This window comes from Acuticoccus sediminis (assembly GCF_003258595.1).
GTDB classification, from domain to species: Bacteria; Pseudomonadota; Alphaproteobacteria; order Rhizobiales; family Amorphaceae; genus Acuticoccus; species Acuticoccus sediminis.
In genome coordinates, this window is the sequence record NZ_QHHQ01000002.1 from 198,176 (window position 1) to 210,159 (window position 11,984).

Sequence of the window (11,984 nt, forward strand, 5' to 3'; positions counted from 1 at the left end):
CTCATCGCGCCAGGATTTCGCCGATAAGGCGCTCATAGACCCGCGCGCCGTCGACGATCTCGGGAATGAGGCCGAATTCATCCGGAATGTCGGAGTTGCTGCCGGACGGATGCACCGTGCGCAGCCACGGCCCGAAATTCAGCGCCGGAACGCCGAGGTCATGCATGAAGAAGTGCGCGTCGGTGAAGCCGCCCGCGCCGGTGAGGCCGATCGCATCGCCCGTCACCGCGGTGAAGGCATCGCGGCAGTGCGCCACCAGCGGCGAGGTTTCTTCCAGCTCGCAGGCCGGAACGAAGAGGTCCACCGTGGCCTCGACCTTGGCGTTCCAGCGCGCCGCCACCGGCTCGACCACCGCTTTCACCGCCGCCAGCACCTCGTCCGCCGTCTCGCGCACCGTCACGCGGCGATCGATGATCAGCTCCACATGCTGCGCGATCACGTTCGGTTTGATGCCGCCCGCGATGCCGCCGAAATTGAACGAGGGTTCGGGCAGATATTTCGACCGCCCGTTCGGGAAGGACGCGGGAAGGTCGCGTCCCAGCTCGACGATCATGTCGCCGGCGACGGCGATGGCGTTGATGCCGGTGTGCGCCTTACCCGCCTGGCCGGGCCGCCCAGTGATGGCGAGCTTCACCCAGCAGCATCCGCGCGCGCCGAGGCCGATGCCGAGGGGCGTCGGCTCGCACACCACGGCGAAGTCCGGCTTCAGCACGCGCAACTCATCCAGCACCGCGCCGACGCCGAGATAGCCACCCGAGGTCTCATCTGCCGAGGCGAGCAGCACCAGGCGCCCCGCGAAATCCGTCCCGCCCTTTGCGAAGGCCGCGCCCGCCGCCATCATCGCCGCCACACCCGACTTCATGTCGCCCGTGCCGCGGCCATAGATGCGCTCGCCGCGGATCTCGCCGCCGATCGGGTCCACGGTCCAGCCGCTGTCCCGCGCGATCGGCTGGGTGTCGAGGTGACCGTTCAGGAGCAGCGTCGGCCCCGGCCGCTCCCCCTCCAGAACGGCAATCACGTTGCCGCGCCCAGGCGCCGACTGCGAAAGCGAGCATGTGAATCCGGCCTTCTCCAGCCACGCGGCAGTGAACTTCGCCGCCTCCAGCTCATTCCCTGGCGGGTTCTCCGTGTCGAACTGCACCAGTGGCTGCAGAATTTCTTCGATGAAGCCCGGATCCACGCGAGAGGGCGAAGGCGTGACGGTGGCGTCGGTCATGTCCGTTTCCGTGTCCAAAAGTCTTCCGGCAGAAGAGGAGGAGGCCGCGGGGCGCCGGGTCCGCGCGGCACAGGGTCAGTTGCGGTAGAGGCCCTTGCCCATCACCGCGTCGAGGCCGACGAGGCGGTCGAGCACGATCATCACCACCAGCGCGAACAGCATCAGCATGGTCGACGCGGCGGCGATGGTGACGTCGAAGTTGGCCTTCATGTTGGCCACCAGCGCCACCGGCAGAGTCGTCGTGCTGGGGCTCGTCAGGAAGATCGTCACCGCGATATCGTCGAGCGAGAAGCAGAAGGCGAAGACGAAGCCTGTGGCGATGCCGGTGCGCGCCAGTGGCACGATCACCTTGCGCAGCGCCTGCCCCTCCGTGGCGCCCAGGCTCAGCGCTGCATCATAAAGGCGCGGGCTGATGCCGTTCACCGCGGCGAGGCTGGTGCGGATCGTATAGGGCAGCGTCAGCAGAACGTGGGCGATGAGGAGCGTCACCGGGCTGCCGTTCAGCCCCAGCGCGGCGAAGAACATCAACAGCGAGAAGCCGACCACCACGCCCGGCACGATGAGCGGCGACAACAGCAGCGCCGCCAGCGCCGAGCGGCCCGGCAGGTTGCTCATCGCGATCGCCAGCGCCGCCAGCAGGCCGAGCGTTGCCGAGATGATCGAGGCCGACAGCGCCAGGATGAGGCTCGTCCTCAGCCCGTTCATATAATATGGGCTCTGGAAGAAGCTCTGGTACCAGCGCAGCGATAGGCCCGGCGGCGGAAACCCGCCCATATACTGCCGCGGCTCGAACGACATGACGATGGCATAGCCGAGCGGGATGAGGATCACCGCCGCCGTCGTCACCATCAAGAGCGCGACAAGGCCGAAAGTGAGGGTGTCGATGGTGCGTTTCATCGGGCAGGTGCGCTCCCGGCTTGGCGACCGATGAGCCGGTTCAGCGCTCCGGCGATGACGTAGACCATCAGGAGCGAGAGCAGCAGCATCAGCATCGAAAGCGCCGCCCCGCTCGGATAGTTCGAGATCTCGCTAAAGCGGGTATAGATGAGATTGGTCACGAAGGTCACACGGCCGCGCCCCAGGATCATCGGGATCACGAAGGCGCTGATGCCCAAGGTGAAGGTGACGAGGAAAGCCGAGGTCAGCCCCGGCAGCGCCAGCGGCAGCATCACCTTGAGGTGCGAGGAGAGATGGTTGGCCCCCAGCGCCAGCGATGCCTCGAGATAGCGCGGGTTGATGTTCTGGATGGTCGCCACCAGCATCAGCGTACCGATCGGCAAGAGGAAGCTGAAGAGACCGAAGAGGACGGCGATCTCACTCATCGCGCTGCTGTTGAGGTAGGTGCCGAACAGCGCTGCGATGGGACGGCCGAAGCCGAGCGGCCCCAGCGCGATGGTGATGGCATACACCTTCACCAGCGTGCTCATGAACATCAGCATCACCAGCCCGGCGATGAGCACCTTCCGGATGAGGTCGGATGGGCGACGCGCGATGTGGGTCGCCAGCGGATAGGCCGCCAGCAGCGTCAGCATCGTCGCGATGAAGGAGATGCGAAAGGTCTCGGCGAGGTAGCCGAGATAGACCGGTTCGATCAGCACCCGGTAATTTTCCAGCGTCAGCCCGCCTTCGTCCGACGAGCCGACCATGCCGGGGACGTAGGGGCGCAGGCTCTCGGCCGCGCTGAAGCCGAGCGGCGTCAGGAAAAAGGCCAGGAAGAAGCCGAGCGGCGCGGCGATGAGGTAGAGACCCCATCTCAGACTGAGCATGTCGGCGTCCTTGATCGTTGTGCGGAAGACGGGATACCCCGCGACCCGGCAAGGGCCGCGGGGCGGTGCGTCGCATTAGAGCAGCGGCGCAACCTCGCGCTCCCAGCGCGTCGCCCACTCGTTCATGTTCTCGGCCTGGTAGGCCCAGTCCGGCTGCAGGGTGTGAACCGCCAGCTCGTCCTCGGTAAAGGTGATGTGTGCCAGCGCCTCACTCGCCGCCGCCTTCGAGTTCGTCGGCACGGTGCCGATCATCTCATTCATGGTGCCGTTGTTGTCCGGCGACATCATGAGGTTGACCCACTCCTTCGCCGCGTCGACGCGCCCGTTGGAGGGGATCGCCCACCCTTCCATCACCAACGCGGTGACGAAGCCGCTGTCTTCCGGCATCTTCGTCAGATGCTTGACCGGCGCGACCTTGGCGACTTCGGCAAAGCTCGTCGTCGCGCTGAAGGCGATCGAGGTCTCGCCCGACGCCAGAGAATTCAGCGTCTCGCTGTCGGAGGTGGAGACGCGACCGATATTGCCCTTGCGCGCCAGCTCTTTGACGAAATCCCAGGCGGGCTCGATGTCGCTCACGCTTCCGCCCAGCGCGCGGGCGATGGTAACCATCTGCATGTTGGAGTTCATGATCGGCGACGGGAACAGGATCTGCCCGCGCAGACGGTCATCCAGAAGCTGCTCGACATTCTCGAGCGCGAACGGCGCCATATCCTCGCGGTAGCCCCAATACTGGCCGGTGATCGAGCGCGGCACCACCTTCAGCGCGCCGTCGGCGTCGGTCATGAACAGCGCGCGCGGGACGTCCTTCAGGTTGGGCATCTCATCGGGGTCGATCGTCTCGCACCAGCCTTCGCGGATCATCGAGGTGAAGACCGGGCTGAAGGCGGCCACCGCGTCGAAGCTGCGTTCGGGCCAGGCAGCGTCGATCTTGGCGAGCACCGTGGCCGCACCGCCGGAATGAAGGTCGAAGGTCACGTCGACGGCGTCCTGCGTGCCGTTGATCGCCTCGACGGCGGCGAGGTAGTTGCCGCCCCACTCCACGGCGACGATCTCCTGTTCCGCCGCAAATACGCCGCGGGCAAAGGGGAGCGTGCCGAGGCCGAGCGCGGCGGTGGAGAGGAGGCCGTTCCGCAGAACGGTGCGTCTGTTGATCATCGTTGAATATCCATGCGGTGGAGTGGGCGAACGTCAGTCGACCTCGACGAAGCCCAGGCTGTCGGGTGGAACGAGAAGCAGAACCTCCGCCCCCGTTTTCGGTGTCTCCCTCGTCCGCACCAGGGTGGCGATATCCACCTCTTCAACGCGCGCGGTTAATTCGATGTCCTGGCCGAGGAAGGTCACATCGCTGACAGTGCCATTCCAGGCGATCCAGCCGTCCGGCACCGTTTCGCCAGGTGCGGCGAGGCGAATGTCCTCCGGGCGCACGAAGCACATGATCTCGCGCCCGTCCGGCAGGTGCGCCGGGGCGGCGAAGCGCGGACCGCCGACGGCCGCGAAGGTGCGCGCGCCGTCCGCCATCTCGACCCGGCCGCGCAGCCAGTTGGAGCGGCCGACGAACTCGGCGACGAACTGGTTGGCGGGGCGGCGGTACAACTCGTGCGGCGGCGCGTCCTGGTCGATCCGCCCGCGGTTCATCACCAGCACGCGATCCGACAGGCTGAGCGCCTCTTCCTGATCGTGGGTGACGATGATCGTCGTTACTCCGGTTTCGGCGATGATCGCCTTCAGCTCCGCCCGCACGCTCTTGCGCAGCTTGGCGTCGAGCGCGGACAAGGGCTCGTCGAGGAGGAGGATTTCCGGCTCGGTGGCCAGCGCACGGGCAAGCGCCACGCGCTGTTGCTGCCCGCCCGACAGGTTGCCGGGAAAACGCTGCGCATGCTCGCCCATGTGGACAAGGCCGAGATAGCGCTCCACCCGCTGGTATACGGTGGCGGCATCCAGCCCCCGGTGGCGCGGCCCGAAGGCGACATTGTCGAATACGGTGAGATGCGGAAACAGGGCGTAGTCCTGGAAGAGCACGCCGATATTGCGCTCATAGGGCCGGCGCTTGTTGACCGTCTCGCCGCGCAGCACGACGCGGCCGGCGTCCGGCGCGGCGAAGCCGGCAATCACCCTGAGCGTCGTCGTCTTGCCGCAGCCTGACGGGCCGAGCAGCGAGATGGTCTCCCCTTCCCGCAGGGAGAGTGAAAGCCCGTCGATGGCGCGTACGCCCCCGAACGCCTTCACGATCCCGTCCAGCTTCAGGATGGGTTCTAACTTATCCGGCATCTTGGGTCCTTCTGCGGCGGCCGGGTGCGGGCTGCGCCGTTGCCTCACCGATGCGCACGAGCAGCCGCTGACCGGCGCCCAGGATGTGTTCGCGCAGGGCGTTCTCGGCGGAATCGATCTCGGCCGCGCGCACGGCGGCGAGGATCGGACGGTGGGACAGCGCCTCGCTCTCGGCGTCCGAGCGATAGATTTTGGTGTAGAGGATGCACAACCGCGTGCGGGCTTGAAGCTGCTTCAAGTGATGCAGCAGCAGACCGTGGCCGCAGGGCTGGCAGAGGGCGAGGTGGAAGTCCATGTCCGCCTCGATCTGCGCCACGGGGTCGGTTCGCTCGGCCGCCTCGCACAGCGCCGCATAGGCGGCTTCGATCGCCTCCAAATGCTCGCCATGCATCCTTCCGGCGTTGATGGCGAGGCGCACCGCGAAGGCCTCCAGCGTGGCGCGCAGGGTGTAGACCTCGTGCACCACGGTCGCCGACACGGCGACGACTTCGGCCCCATGGCGCGGGCTGACCATCACGAGCCCGGTATCGGTAAGAAGGCGCAGAGCCTCGCGCACGGTGGAGCGCGATGCCTCGAACCTCTTAGCGAGGGTCAGCTCGCGCAGCGGTGCGCCTGGGCTGAAGTCGCCGCGCAGGATCCCAGCCTCGACACGATCGGCGACAAGTGCCGCAGTTGTGGGCACAACTGATGCAGTTTTCGCCACTGGAGCAGCATAATTGTCGTCATAATCGTTCATAGAGCAAATATTTGTCGACAATTTTTGTCCTGTCAATCCGATCCACGACAGGTCCGCCACTCTCTGGAAGCGGACGCGCAACCTCACGTGACAACACCCCGAGGGCAGCCATCGAGGCGGATCTGGTGTGTCGGCAAAGACGGGCGACGACCCGGCAAAGCGGCGCCTCAGCGCGTGATGCCGGGCGCTGGACCGGAGGCCGGCGGCCCCACCGCCCCCAATTCCTTGGGGCTTGTCGTCTGCCGGGCCGTGTCACCGGCCAGGCGCGCCTTGCCCGCTTGTCGGGCGGCACGATCGGTCACCGGTTGGTCGCACCATTGGCGCGCGCGGGCCGCAACGTCGAGGAGCTGCAACGCGAGTTTGAGCCATGCGCCCATACGATCGACGGCTGGATCCGCCGGGCCGAGCGTGACGGCGAAAGCCGGAACGATGGTCTGACGAGCGAAGGTGCTGGGCGTGTGCCGCGGTATGCAGATCATGAACGTGGTGCGCGACGCACCTCCCTCTACGAGACCGACCCGCCGCACGAGGGCGACAGCCCCGTCGACCCGGCGCGGCAGACCGAGGCGGCGCACGCGACGGCGCTCCTCGTATCGGACCTCCTCATCGCGGTCGTGGTTTTGTCGTTCTTGCTGCCCTTCGTCCGGCCACCCGGGTTGCCGCTCTGGCCCGGCTTGCACTGCGAATGTTTCGGCGGCTTGCCGCGCCCGACCTGAGGGTCGGGCGCCTTCGATGTCCTGTTCCTCGACATGGCAGCCTCCTATGCGGCCGCCGCGCGAACGTGCCTGCGGGCTCGGCAAAGGTCGGACCGCTGACGTGATACGCGCTCGTGCCCGCCCAGGCCTCCCAGCGGCGGACCGCGACGTCGATATAATGCGGATCGAGTTCGATCGCCCGGGCGCGGCGACCGCACCGTGCGGCAGCGATGATCGTCGTCCCCGACCCGCAGAAGCAGTCGAGAACGATATCGTTGCGGTCGCTGACGTCGCGGATCGCGTCCGCGACGGGGCGACCGGATTCGGCGTCGGATGAAGCTCCAGTTCCTTGCGAAGGCCCCCGGGGGATAGCGCCAGACATTCGTCCGGTTGCGTCCGAACTTGCCGACCTGGACGTTGTTGACGGCAGGGCCATTCTAATCCTGGAACAGGAACACCAGTTCGTGCGGGCTGCGCAGAAGCGAGCCCACGGCGCCAGCGCCCTTGTCCCAGACCGCCAGGTTCCTCAGCTGCCTGCCATCTCCCTTCTAAAGACAGCAGAAACGGACGGTCGTCTGGCTCAGTCGACCGAACGCTCCGACTCCCGCCTTCCAAGTATACGGCGATCTATACGTTCAAATGATCGCGAAATCGGCTCGAACTTGCCAGATCAGGTGAACCGGACGGGCGGCTGTCGGCAGAACTGACCGTCGGCTCGCCGCTGCCGCCCGCACTCCAACAGATCGACCCGGCATGGAGCCCCCGATGACCCGCCGCTGAGCCCCGCAAAGCCCTCGAGGGCGTCAGCACAAGTTCGGCCGTCCTGACACTGCGCGCCCTTCACCCCCGAACTGCAAGCGGTGGTCGAGGATCCTCACCCGCGGGATGTCGACACGACGTGACCAGGGCCGGGTTCAGCGCCCTGATCACTCACACGGCGTCCTCTGCCGGCTTTCCAGCGGCCATCTCCCCGTCAGCCTGCGCGGCCGCAATTCCCGGAACCCTGCCCGGCGGCCGAACTCCTGGCATCCCGACCTCAGCCGCCCGAGGGCCAAACCCGTCCGTCCGGACCGCGATCTCACCACGTAGAAATGGAGCGAACCCATGAAGGTTCTGACTGATACGGTGCTGTCGAAATCTGCTTTCAGCACCGATATCGACGTTCCGATCGAGAAGATCGACATTGCCGATTGGCTTTTCAATCTGCCCGAGGCCGAATATAAGCGCTGCTGCGCTCCGGATCATATCGGCGCCGGGACAACCGCGACCGACGATGGCAAGCGCATGTCGATCAACGTGGAGATGATCGGCACCGCCCTCGTGATCCAACACTACGTCGCCGAAGAAGCCGGGCCTACCTACTGCCGCATGAACTCGATCTCGGACGTGTTCACCGCGGCGGGGCGCACGCAGGTCAACGTCGTCTGGGAACTGAACGCGGAAAAGATCGAAGGCGGCCGCACGCGCTACACCAACAGCGTGACGGCGCATCCGACGGACGCCTTCATGGCCTTCATCGCGGAGCACGGGATCACGTACGAGGACGCGGCGGCCGCACGGCAGTCTGCCGGCGGCGACCACAACAGACGCGAAACGCCGCTCTTCGCCGCTAGCATCGCCCGCAAGGCGCTCGGCGAGCCGAACCCGACCTAACCCGAACCTGCATGACCGGCGTGGGAATCACGGGCCGGTCGGAAGGGACGAGCTGGAGGCCGCGGTGCCTGTCTCCCCGAGCCAGGTCTCCGGCTCAAGGATCTGCGGGCGCCGCGGTCTTGCCGGGCATCTGGCCGCGCCCCCGGGGCCGTGCGGTGGATGCGGCGGCGAGCGTCAGAAGCGCTTTGTGAGGCGGAGCATGCCCGAACGGCTCCAGTACTCGTCACCGAAGGCCCCGTCGTCCTCGGCCCGCAGGTCGAACTTGCCGGGGCCGCTCACCGTCGGGCCGGCGCCCACACGGCCGACGACGTCCGCGACCGGGATCGTCGTGTCGAACGCGCCCGCACCGGACGGCGCTTCGATGAGCCGCGCGCTCGTCGTCCAGTCGTCCTCCGTCGACAGGCTGATGCCGGCGTTGGCGAAGATGCGGCAGGTCATCGCACGATGATCGCGCTCGACCCGTCCGGGCTTGTCGTGGTGATGTCGCCCGAGATGCGGCCCTGGTTCTCGACCGTAAGGACAGCGTCGTCTCCGACTGTCGCTTTGGTCATGTACCGGATCGCGTCGCCCCCGGAGGAGGCCACGACGGAGCCATCGGAGGCGACTTCGATGATATTGCTGTAGCCGCCGGCGATGACGACGCCGGCGCCGCCTTCGCCACCCCCGGTCACGACGTCGTTGACGGCGATCCCGCCGCCGATCGACTGGACGAGGATACCGTCCGCGTCGACGCCACTCGTGTGGATGGTCGAGCCGTCGTAGGTGACGGCGCGCGCCACGCCGCCCGTTCCGCCGGCGCCCCCCTGCCCGCCGATGTCGACGCCCAGGGAGCCGGAGAAGCCGCCGCTCTCCTCGGTCGCCTTGACCCTGAAGCCGCCGGAGAGATCTCCGCCCTGCGAGGTGCCGCCGCCGTCACATTGACGTTCCCGCCGAGGCCGCCGCTACCGCCGGGCTCGTCGTGCTGGCCGATGCCGCCTTGGCCGCCCGCCGAGGTCACGTAGATGGTGGCGCTCTGATCGGCGGATGCGCCTGTGCTGCTCGCCACCGCCGCGATGGCGGCATCGACGTTCACGGTGGTGTTGTCGCCGTCGCCGCCCGCATAGAAGTAGTCGATTATCCCGGCGTTGTATGACCAGCCACCGTCGCCGCCCATGCTCTCGGCGCTGACGCCGCGGAGGGCGCCGCCGGTTGCATCTCCGACGACGCTCACGGTCCCCACGAGGTCGAGCTGCACGATGGAGCCGGAGCCGCCGAGACTGGAGCCGCCGCCCCCTTGCGTCTCGTTGTTGGAGGAGTTGAAGCCATTGGGGCCGCGGCCGCCGACCGACTGAGCCGCGAGGCCGATGACGGAACCGGCCGTCGCCGGCGCGCTCGCCGTGCCTACCGTGATGGCGCCGAACGCCCCCATCACCTCGGCGCCGTTTCCGCCGTCCCCGCCGTTGCTGGCATTGTTGGTGTTGTTGTCGGACCCGTTGCCGCCGCTCGACTTGATGGGGACGGCGCCCATCTCCGTTTCCAGGGAGTGGTCCAGGGTCGCGGCGATGCTGTCCGACGGGTTGACGATCAGGTCGCCGCCGGGGCCGCTCGCCGAACGCCCATTGTCGGAGCCCTCGCCACCTGCCGAGAGGGCGAGGACGCTGCCAGGCAGGTACTGAGGATAAAGGTACGGGTTGGGGTAGGCGACGTGGACGTCGAGGTTGATCGTAACGGAGGGTGCGTTCCCGGCGGGTCAGGACCCGTTCCCGTCCACGGGGCTGACCGAGTCCAGATAGAGAGGCGCGTCGGACGGGCCGCTGCTCGGAAGGGTGCATGCCGTCGTGTTGTTGCCGCAGAGGGTCTGGGACGCCACATCGGACGCGGCCAGCAGCGTCGGCACGGACGACAGAAGTGACCGCGCGGAGCCGTTGCACTGGAATGCGGATGCTGCTCGGCTTCATCTTTGCTTCCTGACGGCAGAACGGACACAATGCACCGTCAGCGGTACGCCGCCCGATTGCCAGTCATAGGCACTCCCACGCGCCCGGCGCCCGCCCGGGACTTATGCGATGCCGCGGTCAAGCAACAAGTACAACTTGTCTTTCGTTTATTTTGACAATATTCCAATATTGCTTATTGTTTCTGATGTGCATATTTCAATTAATTATCTTATATATAATCATATCCAAGCCGGAGCCTACCAAGTTTTCTTCATGAAATCGAAGGTTCATAAATAAAATTTGGAACTTGCATTCCGCATCCGCCTCCACATCCCGTATGAATTGCATGCGGCTGGGGCAATATAAATCATCAACAGCGAGCCAACGCGCTCATCCCGCTTTCCGATAGATCGCCGCGGTGGCGGGAACGCCGGTGAGCCTCCACGGCCGGTCGGAGCCGGACGGTCACCGGGGCCCGATCTCGCCGCTGTTCTGCGAGATCCGCGGGTTTCGCCGGGGTCTGCGAGGCGCCACGCGTAGCGCCGACCCTCGGCGGCGGCCGCGAACCGGCCCGGGTCGTCCGGCTGGCCGGGTCCCGAGGGCCGCCCTGCGGTCAATGCCGCGTGACGGTGGCCACGGGGCCCGGCTCGCGAGAGGTGGCATCAGCACGTCATTGGCGAGCTGCGCGGACAATCGGCGCGACCTCGGCGCCCAGAAGCTCGATCGAACGCTTCATCGCCGCGGTTTCGAGCGCGGCCGTGCTCATCTGGAAGGTGATGCGCGAGACGCCGCCCAGCGCATCGCTGGCGTGGAGCATCTTGGCGGCGACCGTTGCCGGGTCGCCGATCAGGAACGCGCCCTCCGGGTCCGCCAAGGCGTCGAATTGCCTGCGCGTCGGCCGAGCCCAGCCGCGTTCCCGGCCGATGGTGGCCGTCAGGTGAGCCCACCCGGGGAAGAAGGCGTCCCTCGCCGCCGTATCGGTTTCGCCGACGAATCCCATCGCGTGAACGCCCACCGCCAGCGCATCGGGACTGTGCCCGGCGCTCAGACCGGTCTCGCGATAAAGGTCCACGAGCGGACGGAAGCGCTCGAAGGTTCCGCCGATGATCGCGACCATCAGCGGAAGCCCCAGCATGCCGGCGCGCGCGAAGGATTCGGGGGTGCCACCGACGCCGAGCCAGATCGGCAGGCGAGGCTGATGGGGCCGCGGGAAGACGCCCTGCCCGGCCAGCGCCGGGCGAAAGCGACCGTCCCAGGTGATCTCGGTCGCTTCGCCGAGCTTCAGGAACAGGTCGAGCTTCTCCGCGAAGAGGTCGTCGTAGTTCCGCGGGTCCAGACCGAACAGCGGGAACGCCTCGCCGAACGAACCGCGCCCGGCAACGATTTCGGCACGCCCCCCGGAGATCAGGTCGAGGGTCGCGAACTCCTGAAACACCCGCACGGGGTCGGCGGCGCTGAGGACCGTCACCGCGCTCGTCAATCGGATCCGGCTCGTGCGGGCAGCGGCGGCGGCCAGAATGATGGCGGGCGCGGAATCGAGGAATTCTGCGCGGTGATGTTCGCCGATCCCGAACACGTCGAGCCCGGCCCTGTCGGCGACCTCGACCTCCCCGATGAGGTCGGCCATGCGATCGGTCGCGGAGGGGCGCTTGCCGGTCGTGGGATCAGGCAGGATCGCCGCGAAACTGTCGATACCGATTTCCATGAGAGATCCTTCAAGGACGTGTTGTCGAT

Annotated in this window: 11 protein-coding genes and 1 pseudogene; 1 reads left to right on the forward strand and 11 read right to left on the reverse strand. The window is 66.8% G+C overall.

Annotated features, from left to right (window positions below):
* Position 1: 1 nt before the first annotated feature.
* From DLJ53_RS09135 to DLJ53_RS36655, 8 genes and pseudogenes are all read right to left on the reverse strand, one after another.
* A complete protein-coding gene (locus DLJ53_RS09135; RefSeq protein ID WP_146619917.1) occupies positions 2-1,216 on the reverse strand; it encodes a M20 family metallopeptidase in 1,215 nt (404 codons plus the stop codon).
* Between the two features lie 75 nt (positions 1,217-1,291).
* Positions 1,292-2,113, reverse strand: a complete 822-nt coding sequence (locus DLJ53_RS09140) for an ABC transporter permease (RefSeq protein WP_111344516.1) — start codon at positions 2,111-2,113, stop codon at positions 1,292-1,294.
* A complete protein-coding gene (locus tag DLJ53_RS09145; RefSeq protein WP_111344518.1) occupies positions 2,110-2,982 on the reverse strand; it encodes an ABC transporter permease in 873 nt (290 codons plus the stop codon). Before DLJ53_RS09145 ends, DLJ53_RS09140 begins: the two co-directional genes overlap by 4 nt.
* Positions 2,983-3,057: 75 nt before the next feature.
* Complete coding sequence (locus DLJ53_RS09150) at positions 3,058-4,137, reverse strand: ABC transporter substrate-binding protein (RefSeq protein WP_111344519.1); 1,080 nt, start codon at positions 4,135-4,137, stop codon at positions 3,058-3,060.
* Between the two features lie 33 nt (positions 4,138-4,170).
* Positions 4,171-5,250 (reverse strand): ABC transporter ATP-binding protein, encoded by a 1,080-nt coding sequence (locus DLJ53_RS09155; protein ID WP_111344521.1) that lies wholly within the window; start codon positions 5,248-5,250, stop codon positions 4,171-4,173.
* Positions 5,240-5,986, reverse strand: coding sequence for a GntR family transcriptional regulator (locus DLJ53_RS09160; protein WP_111344523.1), 747 nt, complete (start codon positions 5,984-5,986; stop codon positions 5,240-5,242). Before DLJ53_RS09160 ends, DLJ53_RS09155 begins: the two co-directional genes overlap by 11 nt.
* A gap of 505 nt (positions 5,987-6,491) precedes the next feature.
* Complete coding sequence (locus tag DLJ53_RS36545) at positions 6,492-6,737, reverse strand: DUF5681 domain-containing protein (RefSeq protein WP_342353589.1); 246 nt, start codon at positions 6,735-6,737, stop codon at positions 6,492-6,494.
* A 116-nt stretch (positions 6,738-6,853) separates the two neighbouring features.
* Positions 6,854-7,117, reverse strand: a pseudogene (locus tag DLJ53_RS36655) (DNA methyltransferase); the annotation flags it as partial.
* A 668-nt stretch (positions 7,118-7,785) separates the two neighbouring features.
* Here DLJ53_RS36655 and DLJ53_RS09175 point away from each other — a divergent pair.
* A complete protein-coding gene (locus DLJ53_RS09175) occupies positions 7,786-8,334 on the forward strand; it encodes a hypothetical protein (RefSeq protein ID WP_111344527.1) in 549 nt (182 codons plus the stop codon).
* 174 nt (positions 8,335-8,508) lie between these two features.
* Here DLJ53_RS09175 and DLJ53_RS09180 read toward each other — a convergent pair whose 3' ends face one another.
* The 3 genes from DLJ53_RS09180 to DLJ53_RS09195 form a co-directional block, all read right to left on the reverse strand.
* Positions 8,509-8,772, reverse strand: a complete 264-nt coding sequence (locus tag DLJ53_RS09180; RefSeq protein WP_111344529.1) for a hypothetical protein — start codon at positions 8,770-8,772, stop codon at positions 8,509-8,511.
* Positions 8,769-9,113 (reverse strand): hypothetical protein, encoded by a 345-nt coding sequence (locus DLJ53_RS09185; protein ID WP_111344531.1) that lies wholly within the window; start codon positions 9,111-9,113, stop codon positions 8,769-8,771. The genes DLJ53_RS09180 and DLJ53_RS09185 overlap by 4 nt, the downstream gene beginning before the upstream one ends.
* A gap of 1,807 nt (positions 9,114-10,920) precedes the next feature.
* Positions 10,921-11,955: an Atu2307/SP_0267 family LLM class monooxygenase gene (locus DLJ53_RS09195; RefSeq protein ID WP_111344535.1), complete on the reverse strand. Its 1,035-nt coding sequence runs from the start codon at positions 11,953-11,955 to the stop codon at positions 10,921-10,923.
* Between the last annotated feature and the right edge of the window lie 29 nt (positions 11,956-11,984).

Excerpts from the sequence above, each read along its gene's own strand:
- DLJ53_RS36545 (WP_342353589.1), bottom strand. The coding sequence starts at position 6,737 with ATGTCGAGGAACAGGACATCGAAGGCGCCCGACCCTCAGGTCGGGCGC.
- DLJ53_RS09180 (WP_111344529.1), bottom strand. The coding sequence starts at position 8,772 with ATGACCTGCCGCATCTTCGCCAACGCCGGCATCAGCCTGTCGACGGAG.
- DLJ53_RS09150 (WP_111344519.1), bottom strand. The coding sequence starts at position 4,137 with ATGATCAACAGACGCACCGTTCTGCGGAACGGCCTCCTCTCCACCGCC.
- DLJ53_RS09145 (WP_111344518.1), bottom strand. The coding sequence starts at position 2,982 with ATGCTCAGTCTGAGATGGGGTCTCTACCTCATCGCCGCGCCGCTCGGC.
- DLJ53_RS09155 (WP_111344521.1), bottom strand. The coding sequence starts at position 5,250 with ATGCCGGATAAGTTAGAACCCATCCTGAAGCTGGACGGGATCGTGAAG.
- DLJ53_RS09195 (WP_111344535.1), bottom strand. The coding sequence starts at position 11,955 with ATGGAAATCGGTATCGACAGTTTCGCGGCGATCCTGCCTGATCCCACG.
- DLJ53_RS09140 (WP_111344516.1), bottom strand. The coding sequence starts at position 2,113 with ATGAAACGCACCATCGACACCCTCACTTTCGGCCTTGTCGCGCTCTTG.
- DLJ53_RS09160 (WP_111344523.1), bottom strand. The coding sequence starts at position 5,986 with ATGAACGATTATGACGACAATTATGCTGCTCCAGTGGCGAAAACTGCA.
- DLJ53_RS09175 (WP_111344527.1), top strand. The coding sequence starts at position 7,786 with ATGAAGGTTCTGACTGATACGGTGCTGTCGAAATCTGCTTTCAGCACC.
- DLJ53_RS09135 (WP_146619917.1), bottom strand. The coding sequence starts at position 1,216 with ATGACCGACGCCACCGTCACGCCTTCGCCCTCTCGCGTGGATCCGGGC.